This window comes from Leisingera aquaemixtae, from assembly GCF_019801145.1.
Lineage (GTDB): Bacteria > Pseudomonadota > Alphaproteobacteria > Rhodobacterales > Rhodobacteraceae > Leisingera > Leisingera aquaemixtae_A.
In genome coordinates this window covers 322,107-339,422 of the sequence record NZ_JAHVJQ010000001.1, presented here as the reverse complement: position 1 = coordinate 339,422, position 17,316 = coordinate 322,107, and the positions used below count along the sequence as shown (strand labels likewise).

General features: G+C 62.6%; 19 protein-coding genes and 1 other RNA gene. 11 read left to right on the top strand and 9 right to left on the bottom strand.

Features of this window, described 5'->3' with window-relative positions; genetic code table 11:
• Window positions 1-13: 13 nt before the first annotated feature.
• From KUW17_RS01705 to KUW17_RS01690, 4 genes are all read right to left on the bottom strand, one after another.
• Window positions 14-454, bottom strand: coding sequence for a TrgA family protein (locus tag KUW17_RS01705; protein ID WP_222475443.1), 441 nt, complete (start codon window positions 452-454; stop codon window positions 14-16).
• 30 nt (window positions 455-484) lie between these two features.
• On the bottom strand, window positions 485-1,690 hold the full coding sequence (locus tag KUW17_RS01700) for an SAM-dependent methyltransferase (protein WP_222475442.1): 1,206 nt from the start codon (window positions 1,688-1,690) through the stop codon (window positions 485-487).
• A gap of 80 nt (window positions 1,691-1,770) precedes the next feature.
• Window positions 1,771-3,195, bottom strand: coding sequence for a cryptochrome/photolyase family protein (locus KUW17_RS01695; RefSeq protein WP_222475440.1), 1,425 nt, complete (start codon window positions 3,193-3,195; stop codon window positions 1,771-1,773).
• Between the two features lie 23 nt (window positions 3,196-3,218).
• Entirely contained in the window at window positions 3,219-4,442 is a 1,224-nt protein-coding gene (locus KUW17_RS01690; protein WP_222475439.1) for an aminotransferase class V-fold PLP-dependent enzyme, read from the bottom strand.
• A 262-nt stretch (window positions 4,443-4,704) separates the two neighbouring features.
• On the opposite strand from KUW17_RS01690, the gene KUW17_RS01685 reads away from it, so the two are divergent.
• Window positions 4,705-5,085, top strand: coding sequence for a VOC family protein (locus tag KUW17_RS01685; RefSeq protein WP_222475438.1), 381 nt, complete (start codon window positions 4,705-4,707; stop codon window positions 5,083-5,085).
• A 57-nt stretch (window positions 5,086-5,142) separates the two neighbouring features.
• Here KUW17_RS01685 and KUW17_RS01680 read toward each other — a convergent pair whose 3' ends face one another.
• The 4 genes from KUW17_RS01680 to KUW17_RS01665 all read right to left on the bottom strand — a co-directional run bounded on the left by KUW17_RS01680 (window position 5,143) and on the right by KUW17_RS01665 (window position 9,663).
• Window positions 5,143-6,783, bottom strand: coding sequence for a BCCT family transporter (locus KUW17_RS01680; protein ID WP_222475437.1), 1,641 nt, complete (start codon window positions 6,781-6,783; stop codon window positions 5,143-5,145).
• A gap of 69 nt (window positions 6,784-6,852) precedes the next feature.
• The gene (locus KUW17_RS01675) at window positions 6,853-7,272 is read right to left on the bottom strand and encodes a universal stress protein (protein ID WP_222475436.1); all 420 of its coding nucleotides are present in this window, start codon (window positions 7,270-7,272) and stop codon (window positions 6,853-6,855) included.
• 192 nt (window positions 7,273-7,464) lie between these two features.
• Window positions 7,465-8,457, bottom strand: coding sequence for an acryloyl-CoA reductase (acuI, locus tag KUW17_RS01670; protein WP_222475435.1), 993 nt, complete (start codon window positions 8,455-8,457; stop codon window positions 7,465-7,467).
• Window positions 8,458-8,568: 111 nt separating this feature from the next.
• Entirely contained in the window at window positions 8,569-9,663 is a 1,095-nt protein-coding gene (locus tag KUW17_RS01665; protein WP_222475433.1) for a dimethylsulfoniopropionate demethylase, read from the bottom strand.
• Window positions 9,664-9,866: 203 nt separating this feature from the next.
• On the opposite strand from KUW17_RS01665, the gene KUW17_RS01660 reads away from it, so the two are divergent.
• From KUW17_RS01660 to KUW17_RS01635, 6 genes are all read left to right on the top strand, one after another.
• Window positions 9,867-10,595, top strand: a complete 729-nt coding sequence (locus tag KUW17_RS01660) for a FadR/GntR family transcriptional regulator (protein WP_222475432.1) — start codon at window positions 9,867-9,869, stop codon at window positions 10,593-10,595.
• Window positions 10,596-10,696: 101 nt separating this feature from the next.
• Window positions 10,697-11,046, top strand: a transfer-messenger RNA (tmRNA) gene (gene ssrA / locus KUW17_RS01655).
• Between the two features lie 168 nt (window positions 11,047-11,214).
• Complete coding sequence (locus KUW17_RS01650; RefSeq protein ID WP_222475431.1) at window positions 11,215-11,670, top strand: ester cyclase; 456 nt, start codon at window positions 11,215-11,217, stop codon at window positions 11,668-11,670.
• Window positions 11,671-11,767: 97 nt separating this feature from the next.
• The gene (locus KUW17_RS01645) at window positions 11,768-12,583 is read left to right on the top strand and encodes a chromate resistance protein ChrB domain-containing protein (protein WP_222475430.1); all 816 of its coding nucleotides are present in this window, start codon (window positions 11,768-11,770) and stop codon (window positions 12,581-12,583) included.
• Window positions 12,580-13,851, top strand: coding sequence for a chromate efflux transporter (chrA, locus tag KUW17_RS01640; protein WP_222475429.1), 1,272 nt, complete (start codon window positions 12,580-12,582; stop codon window positions 13,849-13,851). Before KUW17_RS01645 ends, chrA begins: the two co-directional genes overlap by 4 nt.
• 118 nt (window positions 13,852-13,969) lie before the next feature.
• A complete protein-coding gene (locus KUW17_RS01635; protein ID WP_222475428.1) occupies window positions 13,970-14,446 on the top strand; it encodes an SspB family protein in 477 nt (158 codons plus the stop codon).
• A 60-nt stretch (window positions 14,447-14,506) separates the two neighbouring features.
• Here the strand turns inward: KUW17_RS01635 and KUW17_RS01630 are convergent, their stop codons facing one another.
• The gene (locus KUW17_RS01630; RefSeq protein WP_226428570.1) at window positions 14,507-15,001 is read right to left on the bottom strand and encodes a hypothetical protein; all 495 of its coding nucleotides are present in this window, start codon (window positions 14,999-15,001) and stop codon (window positions 14,507-14,509) included.
• Between the two features lie 269 nt (window positions 15,002-15,270).
• Here KUW17_RS01630 and fumC point away from each other — a divergent pair, with 269 nt between their 5' ends.
• Genes fumC through KUW17_RS01610 form a run of 4 tightly spaced genes read left to right on the top strand, consistent with a single transcriptional unit; the run spans window position 15,271 to window position 17,310 of the window.
• Window positions 15,271-16,665, top strand: a complete 1,395-nt coding sequence (gene fumC / locus KUW17_RS01625; RefSeq protein ID WP_222475425.1) for a class II fumarate hydratase — start codon at window positions 15,271-15,273, stop codon at window positions 16,663-16,665.
• Window positions 16,665-16,841, top strand: coding sequence for a DUF4169 family protein (locus KUW17_RS01620; protein ID WP_222475423.1), 177 nt, complete (start codon window positions 16,665-16,667; stop codon window positions 16,839-16,841). The genes fumC and KUW17_RS01620 overlap by 1 nt, the downstream gene beginning before the upstream one ends.
• Window positions 16,838-17,056 (top strand): ribbon-helix-helix domain-containing protein, encoded by a 219-nt coding sequence (locus tag KUW17_RS01615; protein ID WP_222475421.1) that lies wholly within the window; start codon window positions 16,838-16,840, stop codon window positions 17,054-17,056. Before KUW17_RS01620 ends, KUW17_RS01615 begins: the two co-directional genes overlap by 4 nt.
• Before the next feature lie 23 nt (window positions 17,057-17,079).
• Window positions 17,080-17,310 carry an N-(5'-phosphoribosyl)anthranilate isomerase gene (locus tag KUW17_RS01610; protein WP_226428574.1) on the top strand — a complete coding sequence of 77 codons (231 nt, stop codon included), beginning with the start codon at window positions 17,080-17,082 and terminating at the stop codon, window positions 17,308-17,310.
• Window positions 17,311-17,316 lie beyond the last annotated feature (6 nt).

The window sequence follows — 17,316 nt, the reverse complement described above, 5'->3', positions numbered from 1 at the left end:
GTTAATGGTGATATTAGCGCCAGCGGCGGGAAGCGTTCTCGGTTGCGAGCCCGGAAAGGACACCGCCGATCACCAGCGGCACCAGCACCGTCGGCACAGCGATAACAAAGAAATAGTCCAGCGCAATCACGAATATCGCGGACAAGGCTTCAAACGGGCCGCCGTACCGATTGCGCGTGGCAAGGCGGAACATTTCCCAAGCGCCCTGTGCAAACAGCGCCCAAAGCACCATCACCGCCATACCGGTAAGCCCGTTGTTGATTCCGGAAATCAGTCCGCCGCCGGCCCGGTTTCCCATGACGATCCAGCCGGACAGAATCCCCAGCAGAACGTTCACATGAACGAAATACCCGAAATTCGTGCCTTCAGGCATCTGCGGCATGACCAGGAAAGAAACGATAAACGCCAGCAAAGCCAGGGATACTGCGGCAGTTAGTCGGGCTCCGGTAGGCATGTCTGGTCAGATTCCGTGCGGAAAAGTCAATTAGCGGTGAGCAACTGTAATCTGCGTCACGTCGCAATTGCCAGTCTTAAAGGCGGCCGCGCAGGAAGTGAGGTAAAAGTTCCACATCTTATGGAAGCGCTCGTCGAACCCCAGGCGGGCAATCTGCTCCCAGCGGGCATTGAAGGTCTCGTGCCAGCGCTTGAGCGTCAGCTCATAGCTGTCTCCAAATTCGATCGACCGCACCACTCCCAGACCCGCCTTGTCCACCTGTTGGCGCAGCACCCCGGGCGAGGGCAGCATACCGCCCGGAAAGATGTGCTTCTGGATGAAATCAACACCCTTGCGGTACACCTCCCAGCGCCGGTCGGCAACCGTGATGATCTGCAGCGTGGCCTTGCCGCCGGGTTTCAGCCGGTCACGGATTGCGCCGAAATACGCTGGCCAGTATTTCTCGCCAACGGCCTCGAACATCTCGATTGACGCAATCCCGTCGAACTGGCCGCGGCAATCGCGGTAGTCCTGCAGGCGCAGCTCCACCTGGTCCGACAACCCTGCCTTTTCAATGCGCTGGCGGGCAAATTTCAACTGCTCCCGGCTGATCGTCAGGCCGGTGACCCTCAGCCCGCGCTCCTTGGCGGCGTATTCGGCAAAGCCGCCCCAGCCGCAGCCGACCTCCAGCACATGGTCGCCGGGCTGCACTCCCATCTGATCCACCAGCGAGGCGTACTTGGCGGTCTGCGCCTTCTCCAGACTGTCCTGGCCGCTGCGGAACAGGGCGCTTGAATAGGTCATCGTGTCATCCAGCCACAGCCTGTAGAAATCATTGCCCAGGTCATAGTGATGCGCGATGTTCTTTTTCGCCTGTTTCCGGTGGTTCCGGTGCAGCCAGAAGCGGAAGCGTTCATAGGCCCGCGCCAGCCCCTGGCCCGGGAAGCCGTCATAGACCGTGTTTGCGCCCATATGCACCAGGTCCATGAAGGCCTGCAGATCTGTGGTGCTCCACCAGCCTTCCAGATAGGCGTCGGAAAAGCCCAGATCGCCTTCGCGGATCAGCCGCGCAAAGCAATCAGGGTGGTGGATGATCAGATCGGCTGCCGGACCCGGGTTTCGGCCCTTGCCGGTGAAGATGCGCCCGTCCGGCAGCTGGATGTCCAGCTGGCCGACCTCCATGGCCTTCACCTTGGCAAACACCGCCGGAAAATAGCGCGGCAGGTTTTTCTGTCCTTCAACGGACGTGAGCTTCATTCGCTCCCCCCATGCGAGATACGGACGTGCTACAGGGAAAAGCTAGGCCGCAGAGGCCTTTGTGGCAAGAAAACTGTGCGTTAGCCGGTTTCACGGCTTTCGTGATAGGCCGTGAGCGCCCGATCCCGGCCCGCCTGCAGACTGACAACCGCTTCCGCGCGCGCCATGTCCGGGGAGAGGTTCCACGACAGCGGCGCTGCAGCGTAGAAGTCCAGCGCGGTCTGCGGCGGATTGCCCTGGCCTTCGGCAATCCAGCGGCGGGTATAGGCACCATCCGGGTCGAATTTGTCCAGCTGGCCGGAAGGGTTGAACACGCGAAAGAAGGGCGCGGCGTCGGGACCGGACCCCGCCACCCATTGCCAGCCCATGGCATTGGAGGCCGGGTCCCAGTCCACCAGCGTGTCTGCAAACCAGTCCATCCCGGTTTTCCAATGATTCATCAAGTGCTTGGTCAGGAAACTTGCCACGATCATCCGGGCGCGGTTGTGCATCTTTCCGGTTACATACAGTTCCCGCATGGCGGCATCGACAAAGCCGTATCCGGTCTGGCCGCGCCGCCAGGCCTGCACTTGCGGAGTTGCCTCCTGCGACCATGGGAAATCCTGCCACTCCTGGCGCCAGCTGTCCGTCAGGATATGCGGCGAATGGAACATCAGATGATAGGCAAACTCGCGCCAGACCACCTCTTTCAGGAAGGTCTCGGCACCCTGGCTATTATGCTCCATCGCCGCGCGCCCCTGATGCCACAGGCGGTGCGGGCTGATTTCGCCCCAGGCGAGGTTTTCCGACAGGCCGGAGGTTGCATCCTGCCCCGGAAAGTCGCGGCGGTCCTTGTAGGCGGAGACCTTGTCTTCCAGGAACTCATCCAGCCGTGCCTGTGCCGCGGCCTCGCCCACGCGGCAATAGCGGGCCACAACTTCGGCGCCGCGGCGCATGGCAGCGCTCATGTTCCAGCTGGCCAGATCCTCGCCGGCCGGCCATGCGTCCGGCGCGGGCAGCTTGCCCGGCGCAGACAGCAGGCTGTCCACATCGCGCACCCGCACGGATTTCCAGAACGGAGTAAAGACCTTGTACATGCCGCCGGTTTTGGTCTCGACGGTCCAGGGTTCGAACAGCAGCCGCCCGCCGTGGGATTTGGCCGCGACGCCCTGCTCTTGCAGCTGTTTCTTGACGTCTGTGTCGCGGGCTATCGCCTGCGGATCGTAGAGGCGGGACCAATGCACCGCGCCTGCCCCGGTTTCCTTGATCAGGTCCCGAAGCACCGCAAGTGCCGTGCCTCGCCGCAGGATCAGGCGCGACCCCGCCTTCTCCAGTTCTCGCGCGAAATGATCCAGCCCGAGGCCAAGCCGGAACTGGGGAGCGGCGCCCAGCGCCGCCTCCTGTGCGTCCAGAATATAGACCGGCAGCACCGGGGCGCCGCTGTTCACAGCAGCCGTGAGGGCCGGATTGTCTGCCAGGCGGAGGTCCCGCCTAATCCACCAGATGACCGGGGCACGGCTGCTCATGTCGTTTCCTTGTGCGGTTCCTGTTACAGCACCCGGTCCAAGGCTTCGATCAGCTTGGCGACCTCTGCCTCGGACGTGTAGTGGGTGAAGCTGATACGCAGCACGCCCTCGGCTGGATCAATGCCCATCGCCTCCAGCGCACGCACGGCGTAGAAATCGCCGCCGCCTGCCATGATGCCATGTTCTGCCAGCTGGGCAGCAACCGGCTCAGCCGCACGGCTGAGGGCCAAGGCCACGGTGGGCGCACGGTTTTCGGCGGTGGACGGCCCCAGCAGGCGCACATCGTTGCGGGCCTTTACCGCGTCCAGCAGCGGCTGCAACAGCTTGATTTCATGCGCGCGCATCAGGTCGTGGACAAAGGCGCCGGTTTCCGCCGCGCTGCCGCTGTGGCCGTGGTGGGCCGCCAGCGCTTCGAAGTAATCCGCCATGCCAGCGGAGGCCGCCACCTGGGCGTGGTCAGGACCGGCCGGGGTGAAGCGTTTGTACAGATCGCCTGCGTTAAAGTAATGCGCCTGGTTCGGCAGCAGCTCGCCCAGCGCCCGGCGGATCACCATGACGCCCTGATGCGGTCCGTAGGTCTTGTAGGAGGAGAACAGGTAGATGTCGGCGCCCAGCTCATCGACGTTGGGCAGGCCGTGCGGTGCGTAAGAGACGCCATCGACGCAGACAAAGGCACCTGCGGCATGGGCCATCGCGGTGATCTCCGCCACCGGGTTGATCTCTCCCACCACGTTGGAGCAATGCGGGAAGCAGACCAAGCGGACCTTTTCATCCAGAAGACTTTCCAGTTGCGCCACGTCCAGATGGCCGGTCTGCGCGTCGAGCTGCCATTCGCGGATCTCGATCCCTTCCTCCGACAGACGCCGCCACGGGCCGGTATTGGCCTCGTGGTCCTGGTTGGTGACGATGATCGCCTCCCCCGGCTTCATCACTTTGCGGAAGGCCTGCGCCAGCACATAGGTGTTCTGGGTGGTCGAAGGGCCAAAGCTCAGCTCATCCGTGGCAACGCCCATCAGCGCGGCTAGGCGGGCGCGGGCCTCGTCCATTTCGTCGCCGCCAAGACGGGACGCCTCATAGGGCGCGTAGGGCTGGACCTTGCGCTGGGTGTAGAACCGGGTCAGCCGGCCGATCACATGGCGGCAGGTGTAGGACCCGCCAGCATTTTCAAAGAACGCCTGCCCCTCAAGGCTGGGTTCTGCAAAGGCGGGGAACTGTGCCCGGACGAAATCAATATCCAAAACGCTCATCGCGTGTCTCCTCAATCGCTGCGGTTCAGGGGGCGACCGGCACATGCCAGGGATCACCCCGAACATGGCAGGTCTTCCAGCCGAGCCGCGCTCCCGCACAAGGATTGAGGGATCGCAGGCAGCCCTGCAAGGCGCAAAAAGCCCTGACAGGACGCAAGGGTCGTAACGTACCGGAAGCGGTCCGGTCAAGCGGAACGGCTGATGCCGGAAAGTGTCAGGAGCGCATGGCAATCTGGCGGCATCACATCATGGAGGATTAGACATGGGTTTCACGCCAAAGGATTTCCTGGTCTGGGGCGAACTGCCCGTCAGCGACTTGGACGCGGCGGTTACGTTTTACAGCAAAGTGACTGGTGCAGACCTAAGCATTGACAGTAGCGGCCCGAACCCGATCGCGATGTTCAAGCCCGCCGATCAGGCAACTGGTGTTGCCTTGCATCTCTACCCCGGCAAGCCTGCAGGCGACGGCCGCGGCCCGACCCTGCATCTGACCGCCGAGGGCGCGCTGGAAGACGTGATGGAGCGGGTCACGGATGCCGGCGGCAAGGTGGTCTCAGAGACCATCGAGATCCCGCCCGGGCGGTTCTTCTATGCCACCGATCCGGATGGCAACTCTCTCGGGTTCTTCAAGTACAATAGCTGACACTGAAAACGCCCCGGCATCTGTGCCGGGGCGTTTCGCCGTGGGCGGCCGGATGCTTCAGCGCGCCTCTGTCAGCAGGCCGCGGAAGATGGCCCAGCACATCAGCAGCAGCACCACGGTGAACGGCAGGCCGGTGGAGATCACCATCGCCTGCAGCGCGCCGAGCCCGCCGCCGAGCAGCAGCACGATGGCAACGGCGCCCTCGAAGATGCACCAGAACACCCGCTGCGGCACCGGCGCGTCGACCTTGCCGCCTGCGGTGATGGTGTCGATCACCAGCGAGCCGGAGTCGGACGAGGTCACGAAGAACACCACCACCAGCACGATCCCGACGAAGGAGGTGATCCCGGCCAGCGGCAGTTCGCCCAGCATCTTGAACAGCTTGAGTTCAAGCGCCGCGTCCTGCGCCCCGGTGAAGCCGTCAGACAGTACCTGATGAATGGCGGTGCCGCCAAAGACGCTCATCCAAAGGACGCAGACGAGGCTGGGGATCAGCAGCACGCAGATCACAAACTCCCGCACGGTGCGGCCGCGGCTGACGCGGGCGATGAACATGCCGACAAACGGCGACCAGCTGATCCACCACGCCCAGTAGAAGGCGGTCCAGCCCTGGCTGAAGTTCACATCCTCGCGCCCGATCGGGTTCGACAGAGCCGGCAGGTACTCGATGTAGGCCATCAGGCTGGAGGCGAACCCGGTCAGGATTACCGCGGTCGGGCCTGCAATCAGCACGAAGATCAGCAGCAGGAAAGCCAGGCCCATATTGATTTCCGACAGCACCTTCACGCCGCCATCCAAGCCGCGCATCACCGAGATCAGCGCGATAACGGTAATGACGGAAATCAGGATAACCTCGGTTGTGGCGCCTGTCGGCACGCCGAACAGCTCATACAGGCCGGCATTGGCTTGGGTGGCGCCAAAGCCCAGCGAAGTCGCAAGGCCAAACAGCGTGGCATAGACCGCCAAAATGTCGATGATATGGCCGACCCAGCCCCAGACACGCTCGCCAAAGATCGGGTAGAAGGCGGAGCGGATCGTGAGGGGCAGCCCCTTGTTATAGGTGAACAAGGCCAGCGCCAGTGCCACGATGGCGTAGATCGCCCAAGGGTGGAGCCCCCAGTGGAAGATCGTTGCCGCCATGCCTAGACGCACCGCTTCGGCCTGATCGCCCGCGGCCGCGCCCAGCGGTGCCCAATCGGTGCGGGCGCCGCCGCCCTCTGGCACGGCGGTGCCGCCGAAGGACGAGGAGAAGTGGCTCATCGGCTCGCTCACGCCGTAGAACATCAGGCCGATGCCCATACCCGCCGCGAACAGCATCGCGAACCACCCGATGTAGCTGTAATCCGGAGTTGCCTCATTGCCGCCCAGGCGCACCTTGCCCCAAGGGGAGACAATCAGAAACAGGCAGAACAGGACAAACAGGTCTGCGGCGCCGAAGAAAAACCAGTCAAAGCTGCTGGTCACCGCCGGGCGCAGCCAGTTGAAGAATGTTCCCGCCTGCTCAGGCAGCGCCAGAGCGTAGAACACGAAGGCCACGATCACGAATCCGGAGACCGGGAACACCGGGTTGTGGATGTCGACCCCGATCGGGCCGATCTGGGTTTCAATGTTGTCCTGGCCGATCTCGTAATCGGTATCGATGATATCCGCTTCGCCTTCGGGCGCAGGGATACCCTGATTTGTGGATTCGTCAGCCATATTGGCCTCCTTCCCTGTAATCTTTGGTCCTATTAGCCGGGGTTAACGCTGCCGGAGGCCTCCGGCAGTTCAGCTTTCGCGCACTACCAGCACCGACACCGGTGCCTTCTCCGCAACCCGGCCGCCATGGGCATGGAACAGGTAATCGCTGACACTGGGAACATGGCTGGCCATCACGATCAGCTCCGCCCCTATGTCGCTGCAGGCTTTGAGCAGTGTGGCTTCCAAGTCCACCGCCGGATCGTGGCTGACGACGGCGCAGCCGGATGCCGCTATGCCGCGCTTGCCCGCTTGTTCCGCCGCAAAACTGTCCAGCTTTGCCGCGTACTCCTGCGGATTATGCGCCATGGAACTGGGCTGGGACGTTGTGACCCCCACAAAAACCACTTCGGCCTTATAAAGATGCGCGAGATCCGATGCCATTTGCAGCGCCCTGTCCAGGCGGGCGGCGTGGGCCAGATCGACGGGCACCATGATTTTTGAAAACACGGTCTCCCTCCTTTGCTTCAAATGTCGCGCGTTTCCGGCACAGGGGCCGGGAACGTGCCGGGCGAAGCACGGATCAGGGCCGCACAACCGCGGCAGTGCTCACCCATCGGGCTGCGGCGATGCCGCGCCCTGAACAAAAAACGCGCGGACATCGCCGCGCGCCTTCCGACAGATGCAAGGTATTATAATGATTTAGGCGTTCACGTCCACCACCACCCGGCCCTTGACCTGGCCCTTGAGGATATCCGCGCCCAGCTGCGGCAAATCGCTGAGGGCAGCAGGCTGGATCATCGCCTCCAGCTTGTCCATCGGCAGGTCGCTGGCGATCCGCTGCCAGGCCCGGACGCGGTTGTCATAGGGCTGCATGACCGAGTCGATACCCAGCAGGTTCACCCCGCGCAGCAGGAACGGGATCACGGTGGCGGGCAAATCCGCACCGCCTGCCAGCCCGACCGCGGCAACCGAGGCACCGTATTTCATCTGCCCCAGAACCCGCGCCAGCATCGCTCCTCCGACCGCATCGACACAACCCGCCCAGGTCTCGCTTTCGAGCGGCCGCTTGGTGGTCTCGTTGATCTCCTCGCGGGCCACGATTTGGGTCGCGCCCAGCGATTTCAGATACTCCGCAGTTTCCGGGCGCCCGGTCACCCCGGCAACTTCATACCCGAGGTTTGCCAGGATCGCGGTGGCGACAGAGCCGACACCGCCCGCGGCGCCGGTGACCAGCACCGGGCCATGTCCGGGTTCCAGCCCGTGATCCTCCAGCGCCATCACCGCCAGCATCGCGGTAAAGCCCGCGGTGCCCACCGCCATCGCCTGGCGGCTGTTCAGCCCCTCCGGCAGCGGCACCAGCCAATCGGCGCGCACATTAGCCTTCTGGCTGTAACCGCCCCAATGGGCCTCGCCCACGCGCCAGCCGGTCAGAACCACCTTGTCGCCCGGCTTGTAGCGGTCATCCGACGACGCCTCGACGGTGCCGGCAAAGTCGATCCCCGGCACATGCGGATACTTGCGCACCAGCCCGCCGCCCGGCCCGATGCACAGCCCGTCCTTGTAGTTCACCGTGGAATACTCCACGGCCACCGTCACCTCGCCCCCGGGCAACTGATCCAGGCTGATCTGCTCCACCGCGGCAGAGGTTTTGCCGCTGTCTTCGTCCTTGTTCACCACCAATGCATTGAACATCTTGCCATCCTTTCCTGTACCGCAAGCCAGATCCCATGTTCATCTGGCCCATAATATCCCGGGGGAGCCGCGGCCTACCGCGGCGGGGGCAGCGCCCCCGGCGCTCACTCCTCAGCGCCAGAACCGCTCCTGAACGGTTACAGGGCGCATTCCAGCCGGGGTTTCCACTTCCATTGCTGTGCCCGGATCCCAGTGGGACCGGTCGACCATGCCAATCGCCGCGTTCACCCCGAACTCGGGCGAGAAGATGGCTGAGCCCACCTGCCCCACCCGGCGTCCGTCTGCGTAAAGCGGCCATGCATCCTGGCAGGGCGGGATGTCGCCGCCGATCACCAGCGGGCGGATCTGGCGTTGCGGCCCGTTTGCGGCCTGCTCCGCCAGCGCGGCCTTGCCGATGTAGTCCTCCGGCGAGTTGCAGAACTTGCCCAGGCCGCATTCATAAGGCGTGTTTTCGCGGGTCATGTCATTGCCATAGCTCAAAAGCCCGCTTTCGACCCGTTCGATGTTGTTGGGGCACCCGGCGCGCACGTTCAGGCCCTCACCAGCGGCGAACAGTACGTCCCACAGGGGCATCCCCAGTTCGCCGCCTTCGACATAGACCTCGAACCCGCCCTGCTTGGACCAGCCGGAGCGCGCCACAACCAGTTCTACCCCCTGAAACGCCAGGCGCTTGTAGCGGAAGAAGCGGATATCGCGCACCGCTTCGCCAAAGACGCGGGCCATCAGCTCGTCCGCCTTCGGGCCCTGCACCGCCAGCGGGGAAACATCAGGCTCCGTGATCTCCACGTCGAACCCTTTGGCAATGGCGATGCCCAGCGCAAACTGCAGCAGGTCGCCATCCGCCAGCGACAGCCAGTAGTGGTCCGCTGCCAGCTTCACCGCCACGGGGTCATTCAGCATGCCCCCCTGATGATCCACCGTCGGCACGTAATAGCACTGGTCGTCCGCCATCCTGTCCATGTCGCGCGGGCTGATCAGCTTCATCAGCCGCAGCGCGTCCGGCCCCTTGATGCTGACCTGGCGCTCGCAGGCCACGTCCCAGACCTGCACGTGCTCCTTCAGGTGGGCGCAGTCGTATTCCAGGCTGTCAAACACGGTAGCCAGCAGCATGTGGTTATAGACCGTATAGCCCTTGACGCCTGCGGCCTCGACACCGGGGGAAAAGGGCGTGCGCCGGATGCGGCGGGAAGGAAAGATGCTTGCCATGCTCAACTCTCCATTTGAGCGTTTCAGGTAATTGGCTGCCGACGGCACAGATCCAATGCCGCAAAAGCCTGAGTACGGAGGTTCCAGGCATTGCCCTTCCCCGACTCAAGCCATAGATATTTAAATGTCAGACTTTTAAATGTCAGACAAATGATTTCTTGCCGGGGCCGCTCCCGGTGCGGAGAGCTGCCAGGAGTGCGGGCATGAAGATTGACCCCAACAGTTCCGCCGATCTTTCGGTTCAGATAGCCCAGGCGATCAAGGATGCCATCATCTGCGGCGAATTGATTGTGGATGAGCGGCTGCCGTCAGAGGCCGAGCTGTCCGACCACTTTCAGGTCTCCCGCCCGACGGTGCGCGAAGCGCTAAAGCGGCTGGCGGCGCAATCGCTGATCCGCACCCAGCGCGGCGCATCCGGCGGGGCCTTTGTGAACCGGCTGAGCTTCGAGGATGCCTATGCGCAGCAGGTCACTACCTCGACCCTGCTCCTGAGCATGAATGCGGTGAGCTTTGATACCGCCTGCGAGGCGCGCTATGCCCTGGAGCGCGCCTGCGCGCCGCTGTCGGCACAACGGCGCAGCGCCGACCACCTGGCAACGATGCGGGCGGAAATCTTCCGCCAGGGGCAGCCGGGGCTGACCGACGTGGCCTTCTGCGCCTCTGATGTGGCCTTTCACCGGGCGCTGGTGGACGGGGCTTGCAATCCGGTGCTGTCCTATCAGCTGGCGGGCGCGGTGGAGGCGATGCAGCCCTTGATGAACATGATCACCTTCAGCGCCCGCGACCGCGCTGCGATCACCGGCCTCCATACCCGGATTGCAGACGCCATCGAGGCCGGAGACGGCAGTGCCGCGGTCTGCGGGCTGCAGGATCTGGAAAGCGAGACCCGCAAACTGGCCGCCGATGTCTTTGCCGCCAGGGCAAAACGGTAAGAACTTCCCAACGGTGCACCGGGACACTTCCGGCTTGGCCACTCCCGGTTCCGCTCGGCGCCCCTGAAAACTGGCCGGAATCCTTAGGGGATTCCGGTTGCCCCCTTTGCAACCGCCAAGAAGCCGACTATATGACTTCTGTTCCCTTGTGGAACTATGGACATAAACGCGCTCGTAATAAGCGGATCGGACCCGGGGGCGGTACCCGGCGGCTCCACCAATATCCTTCGTTTGGGGATCATGGGGCCGAAACAGGATCGACGGACGTCTAAAGGGGTTTGCTTTGTCTCGGCGGGGTGCCACCGTACCGGCCCAAACAGTACAATTGCAAACGACAATCGTGCTCCGGTTGCTCTGGCTGCGTAAGCAGTTCGAGGAATCGAAATCTAAGCCCTTGCGCCTAGCCGCGTAAGGCGGGGTTCGCAGGTACCTGGCAACAGAAACCTGCACTTTCCCGCATACGCTCCCTGCAGTTCAACATGCACCGCCGTGGACCTGAAAGCGTATCGCGGCGTGGCGCGTTTTGCCGTTTGCGGAAACATTTACGCTTGAATTCCTATGCTTTAGGTGGTTCCTGCTTTCCTGCACCCCTTCAACGCGCGGATGGAAAGGTTTGCAGATGTCGAAGACAGACGTGCTGCTCAGCTGGCTCAATGAAACCTGGGGAAACAGGAATTTCGGCTTTGCGGACAAGCTTCTGACGGAAAACGCCACAGTCCGCGGAGCAATGACCCGGGAACCTGTCAGCGTGGATGAAGTCAAGGAGTTTGCCCAAACCATCAGCAGCCTCCTCGGGCCGCTGAAGGCGTCGGCGGACCTGGTGGTTGAACAGGACGACTGGCTGGCTGCCCGGATCATCGTCGACACGGAAAACCCGCGCGACCGGACCCCGTTCCGCTTCAGCGATCATTTCTTTGTCCGGTTCGAAGGCGGCAAGATTGCTGAGGTGATCAGCCAGGTTGATTACTTTACCCTTTTTGAAAACCTCGGCCAGCTGCCGCAAGAGGCACTTGCCGCCTGCATGACCGGCGAAATCCTCGACTGGAAGCAGTCCGGGCTTGACACGGACCTGTAGGCTCCGGTCTCATGAACCTATGGGGAGTCCCGCGAACGCCCCGTGAGGCGACAGCCCAAGGTTCGCATGTTACCCTTGCGCGCGAGGAGACATGCCCATGGCTGCCCCGAATGAAATCAACCCTGCCCAATTGCTGCGCCTGACCGGCCTGCCGGATGCTCCGGTCCTGGCGGACGTCCGCACGGACGAAGACTTTGCAGCAGACCCCTATCTGATACCCGGCTCCTTCCGGCACCCGCACACTGACATCGACCGCCTCAAGGGCCGCCTCAACGGGCGGCACTGTGTAGTGATCTGCCAGAAAGGCCTGAAGCTGTCACAAGGCTTGACCGCCTGGCTTCGCAGTGACGGTATCGAGGCGGAGTACCTGCAAGGCGGCATGTTTGCATGGCGTGATCTGAAGGGCGCACCGCGTATTCCGGCCGGCGCCCTGCCCGCCCCTGTCGGCGGCAGCACCCTGTGGGTGACCCGCCACCGCCCCAAGATCGACCGGATCGCCTGCCCCTGGCTGATCCGCCGCTTTGCGGATGCCGGGGCACGGTTCCTGTTTGTATCCCCCTCTGAGGTTGCCGGGACCGCGGAACGCTTTGGCGCAACACCCTTTGATGTCGAGGATGTGTTCTGGTCGCACAGGGGGGAGTTTTGCACCTTTGACACCATGCTGGAGGAGTTCGGCCTGCGCACGGCTGCACTTGACACCTTGGCGCGGGTTGTGAGAGGCGCCGACACCAACCGGCACGACCTGGCGCCCGAGGCGGCGGGGCTTCTGGCCCTCTCGGTGGGGCTGTCACGCCAGTTCAAGGACGATCACCAGCAGCTTGAGGCAGGCATGAAGCTATATGATGCGCTATACCGCTGGGCCCGAGACGGCCAGAGCGAAGGCCACGATTGGCCGGCGGACCGCAAGGCATGAGCCATCCCAGCTGGACGGAAATGTTCCACGTCTTCGGGCGCATAGGAGTGCTGAGCTTTGGCGGCCCGGCGGCGCAGATTGCAGTGATGCACAAGGAACTGGTCGAGGACCGCCCCTGGCTGAGCGAAGAAAGCTTCCTGCGCGGGCTGAGCTTCTGCATGCTGCTGCCGGGCCCTGAGGCGATGCAGCTGGCAACCTATACCGGCTGGCGCATGCGCGGCACCGCAGGCGGGCTTTTGGCCGGGCTGCTGTTTGTGCTTCCGGGGGCGGCAGTGATTGCCGGGCTCGTCTGGCTTTACGCGCAATACGGCACCCTGCCCGCGGTTCAGTCCGCCTTCCTGGGCGTGAAAGCGGCGGTGGTGGTGATTATCCTGCAGGCGCTGCGGCGGCTGGCGGGCAAAGCGCTGAACCATCCGCTGGACTGGGCGCTGGCCGGATTCGGCTTTGCCGCACTGTTCCTGTTTAACCTGCCGTTTCCGCTGGTCGTCCTTGCTGCCGCCTGCACCGGCCTGATGCGCAAAGCCAGGGGCGGAGCGGGCACAGCGCACAATCCGCCGGCCAGCAACGGAAGCACCCTCGGCACCATTGCGGTCTGGGGCGGGCTGTGGCTGCTGCCGCTGGTCCTCCTGAGCCTGACGGGCGCCGGGTTCCTTGCGGATATCGGCTGGTTCTTCTCCAAGCTGGCGGTGGTCACCTTTGGCGGCGCCTATGCGGTGCTGGCCTATGTCAGCCAGACCGTGGTCAGCCAGTTCGGCTGGATCAATGCGGGCCAGATGATCGACGCGCTGGGGCTGGCAGAGGCAACGCCCGGCCCGCTGATCCTGGTCACCCAGTTTGTCGCCATGCTCTCGGGCCTGCTGAAAGGGGGAACGGGGCTGTTCCTCGCCGCTGGCGCGGTGGCGCTTTGGGCCACTTTCATGCCCTGTTTCCTGTGGATCTTTGCCGCCGCGCCCTATGTGGAGCGCATTGCCGCGCACCCGCGGCTGGGCATGGCACTGAAGGCGGTGACCGCCACCGTCGCGGGCGTCATTCTGAACCTGTCGGCCTGGTTTCTGATCCATGTGGTCTTTGCCGAAACGCGGGTGTTTGAAGCCGGAATTCTGCAGGTCCCCGTACCGGTCTGGGACAGCTTGAACCCCACCGCGGCACTGCTGGTTCTGCTGGCGCCCGTGGCGGCTTGGCTGGTGCGCGGCAAAATGCTGCTGCTGCTGGCCTTGATGGCTGCAGCCGGGCTGGCAATTGCAGAATTCCCGTTTGCAATCAGCTGACTGAGGCTGTCTGGCCGGCTCAGCCCGAGTCAAAAAATTTTCGGGCAGCCAGAAGGCTGCCCTTTTGTTTCCGCCAGAATCTCTTATGCTTGACCGCAAATGAACAAAGGGTGACTGCATGTCCCGTGAAATCGACTATGGCAACCTGATGCACTCTGCCATGCGCGGCCTGATCCGGACCGTGCTGCAGGACATCGCTGACAATGGCTTGCCCGGTAACCACCACTTTTTCATCACCTTCGACACGGCCCACCCGGATGTAGAACTGGCCGATTGGCTGTCCGACCGCTACCCGGGAGAAATGACCGTGGTCATGCAGCACTGGTTCGACAACTTGACCGTCGATGAGGAAGGTTTTGCGGTCACGCTGAACTTTGGCGACTCTCCGGAGCCGCTTTACATCCCCTATGATGCGATCCGCACTTTCGTAGACCCGTCGGTGGAATTCGGGCTGCGGTTTGAAAGCGCTGATGAGGAGACCGAAGGCTTTACCGCGGTGCCGGATGCGGACGAAGAAGCGGACAATGCCGACGACCAGCTGGAACCGAAAAAGAAAGACGCCGATGTGGTGTCGCTCGACAGCTTCCGGAAATAGGGCTCCGCTCTTGCGGCAAAAATATCAGGCAGCCTTGCGGGCTGCCTTTTTCTTTCCGGGTTATTTACGCTTCAGGAAAGTGGACAATTGCCGACGCGGCTCGCCGTTCAGGCGGGAGCTGTAGACCAGGTTCAGACCGCCCTCCGCCAGGGTCCGGTCATACTGCTGCATTTCGTAGTCGCCGTTTGGATGAATGAACAGTGAAAAGACCGTCAGCGTGTCACCGGTGATGCGGCCCCAGACAAAGGGCTCCCCTTCCATCGGGTCCAGCGGCACCGAATGGCCGAACACATTGCGGGTCATGGCTGCCGAGTAGATGCCGTTTCGCCCGGTTTTCCGGAACTCGATCTCGTAGGTTTTGGTCTTCCTGCGGCCGTCGTCCTTTTCCGTGGTGGACGTCCACTTGATGGTGAACCCCTTCTTCATTTCGCGGATCACAACACTCATGTCCCTCGGGTCGGTGTCGCCATCTTCTTTGACGAGGTCGACACTGCCGGAATACTCGCCTGTGAACTGCGAAATACCCGCCGCAAACCCCGGGATGGCCGCAAGCATCAGAAGGCCCGCCGCCAGAAGCGCGGCCTGCAACGGCAGCAAAGAACGCAAGCAAATGAGCACACGCATCTCCTTTCCGGGTTAGGCGGCACAAGTCCATGTATTGCCAGCATAACACGGTTCCAGACATTTACAGCGCCCGGATTGCGCCAATTCACCACTATACCTTGCGGCCCTTTTGGCTATGCTGCGCGCAACTGGCCAATTGCGCTGCATTCCGGCACAGGCTAAACGGCATACAATCGCATACTCAACGGAGATACAGACGGATGTCCGCAACCCGCACCGAAACCGACAGTTTTGGCCCGCTTGAAGTCCCGGCAGAGAAATACTGGGGCGCGCAGACCCAGCGTTCGATCATGAATTTCCCGATCGGCTGGGAAAAGCAGCCGGTGGCCATCGTGCGTGCGCTCGGCGTGATCAAGAAGGCCTGTGCCATGGCCAACAAGGCCTCCGGCAAGCTGGACGCGGCAATCGCCGATGCAGTCATCCAGGCGGCCGGCGAAGTGATCGAGGGCAAGTTCGACGACAACTTCCCGCTCGTGGTCTGGCAGACCGGCTCCGGCACCCAGTCCAACATGAACTCCAACGAAGTGATCGCCAACCGCGCAATCGAAATCCTGGGCGGCACAATCGGCACCAAGGACCCGGTGCACCCGAACGATCACTGCAACATGGGCCAGTCCTCCAACGACACCTTTCCGACCGCCATGCATATCGCCACCGCGATGTCCGTGCGTGACGTGCTGGTGCCGGGCCTGACCAAGCTCGCCGAGGGGCTGGAAGCCAAGGCGGAGGAGTTCAAGGACATCATCAAGATCGGCCGCACCCACACCCAGGATGCGACCCCGCTGACTCTGGGTCAGGAGTTCGGCGGCTACGCGCATCAGATCCGCCAGGGCCTGGCACGGGTCGAGGCGGCCATGCCCGGCATCTACGAGCTGGCACAGGGCGGCACCGCCGTCGGCACCGGCCTCAACACCCAGAAAGGCTGGGGCGAAACCGTGGCCGCCAACATGGCAGAAATCACCGGCCTGCCCTTTGTCACCGCGCCGAACAAGTTCGAAGCACTGGCCGCTCATGACGCCATGGTGTTCCTGTCCGGCGCGCTCGCGACAATTGCGGGCAGCTGCTACAAGATCGCCAACGACATCCGCTTCCTCGGCTCCGGCCCGCGCTCCGGCCTGGGCGAGCTGATCCTGCCGGAGAACGAGCCCGGCTCCTCGATCATGCCGGGCAAGGTAAACCCGACCCAGGCAGAGGCGCTGACCCAGGTGGCCGCGCATGTGATGGGCAATGACGCGGCGATCAAGTTCGCAGGCTCGCAGGGCCATTTCGAGCTGAACGTCTACAACCCGATGATGTCCTACAACCTCTTGCAGTCAATCCAGCTGCTTGGCGACGCCGCGGACAGCTTCACCGAGCGGATGCTGAACGGCATCAAGGCAAACGAGCCGCGAATCGACAAGCTGATGAAAGAAAGCCTGATGCTGGTCACCGCACTGGCGCCGACCATCGGTTATGACAACGCCACCAAAGTTGCCAAGACCGCCCACAAGAACGGCACGACCCTGAAGGAAGAAGCAATTGCCCTGGGTTTTGTCGATGAGGCAACCTTTGACGCCGTGGTCCGTCCCGAGCAAATGATCGGGCCTAAGGACTGATGGAAAAGCCGGTCAATTTGAACCGGTACAGAAAGGAAAAAGCGCGGGCCGAGAAGAAGGCCCGCGCTGCCCGGAACGCCGTGACATTCGGGCGCAGCAAGGCAGAGAAAGATCTGGACAAGGCGCGCAATGCGCAAGATTCCCGCCGCCTGGACGATCACAAGCGCGACGAATGAACGGGCGACCCAAGAAGCACTCCTTGACCCTGCGCGGGCACCGCACGTCGGTGTCCCTAGAAGATGACTTCTGGAATGCCTTCCGCGATATCGCGGCACAGGAAGACCGCGCAATCAATGACTTGGCAGCCGAAATTGATGAAACCCGCGGCGATGACTGCGGGCTGGCATCCGCCATTCGGCTGTTTGTGCTGCACCGGTTAAGGGCGCGTTAACCACGTTTGCGGACACTTGCCGCATGGCACATGTGTTTCGCACTATCTCACCCGAATTGTGGATGCAGCAGATCTTCGATGTGAAGTCTGCCCGCCAAGGCGGTGTCGTGCGCCGCAAACTGCGGGATGTTGAACGCAATGTCGGCCTGGCCCCGCTGCATAACGAAGTGCGGCGGCGCGGATATCATGCGGTCTTGAATGGTGAGCAGGTTAACATCTTCAGCAATAATCAGCCTGTTCGCTTGCTGTGCTGACACCAA

Bases quoted from the DNA above. Each gene is read 5' to 3' on its own strand.
- KUW17_RS01685 (WP_222475438.1), top strand. From the start codon at position 4,705: ATGGGTTTCACGCCAAAGGATTTCCTGGTCTGGGGCGAACTGCCCGTC.
- KUW17_RS01615 (WP_222475421.1), top strand. From the start codon at position 16,838: ATGAACGGGCGACCCAAGAAGCACTCCTTGACCCTGCGCGGGCACCGC.
- acuI (WP_222475435.1), bottom strand. From the start codon at position 8,457: ATGTTCAATGCATTGGTGGTGAACAAGGACGAAGACAGCGGCAAAACC.
- KUW17_RS01645 (WP_222475430.1), top strand. From the start codon at position 11,768: ATGGCTGCCCCGAATGAAATCAACCCTGCCCAATTGCTGCGCCTGACC.
- KUW17_RS01630 (WP_226428570.1), bottom strand. From the start codon at position 15,001: ATGCTTGCGGCCATCCCGGGGTTTGCGGCGGGTATTTCGCAGTTCACA.
- chrA (WP_222475429.1), top strand. From the start codon at position 12,580: ATGAGCCATCCCAGCTGGACGGAAATGTTCCACGTCTTCGGGCGCATA.
- KUW17_RS01635 (WP_222475428.1), top strand. From the start codon at position 13,970: ATGTCCCGTGAAATCGACTATGGCAACCTGATGCACTCTGCCATGCGC.
- KUW17_RS01705 (WP_222475443.1), bottom strand. From the start codon at position 454: ATGCCTACCGGAGCCCGACTAACTGCCGCAGTATCCCTGGCTTTGCTG.
- fumC (WP_222475425.1), top strand. From the start codon at position 15,271: ATGTCCGCAACCCGCACCGAAACCGACAGTTTTGGCCCGCTTGAAGTC.
- KUW17_RS01660 (WP_222475432.1), top strand. From the start codon at position 9,867: ATGAAGATTGACCCCAACAGTTCCGCCGATCTTTCGGTTCAGATAGCC.
- KUW17_RS01700 (WP_222475442.1), bottom strand. From the start codon at position 1,690: ATGAAGCTCACGTCCGTTGAAGGACAGAAAAACCTGCCGCGCTATTTT.
- KUW17_RS01680 (WP_222475437.1), bottom strand. From the start codon at position 6,783: ATGGCTGACGAATCCACAAATCAGGGTATCCCTGCGCCCGAAGGCGAA.
- KUW17_RS01610 (WP_226428574.1), top strand. From the start codon at position 17,080: ATGGCACATGTGTTTCGCACTATCTCACCCGAATTGTGGATGCAGCAG.
- KUW17_RS01690 (WP_222475439.1), bottom strand. From the start codon at position 4,442: ATGAGCGTTTTGGATATTGATTTCGTCCGGGCACAGTTCCCCGCCTTT.
- KUW17_RS01620 (WP_222475423.1), top strand. From the start codon at position 16,665: ATGGAAAAGCCGGTCAATTTGAACCGGTACAGAAAGGAAAAAGCGCGG.
- KUW17_RS01665 (WP_222475433.1), bottom strand. From the start codon at position 9,663: ATGGCAAGCATCTTTCCTTCCCGCCGCATCCGGCGCACGCCCTTTTCC.
- KUW17_RS01650 (WP_222475431.1), top strand. From the start codon at position 11,215: ATGTCGAAGACAGACGTGCTGCTCAGCTGGCTCAATGAAACCTGGGGA.
- KUW17_RS01695 (WP_222475440.1), bottom strand. From the start codon at position 3,195: ATGAGCAGCCGTGCCCCGGTCATCTGGTGGATTAGGCGGGACCTCCGC.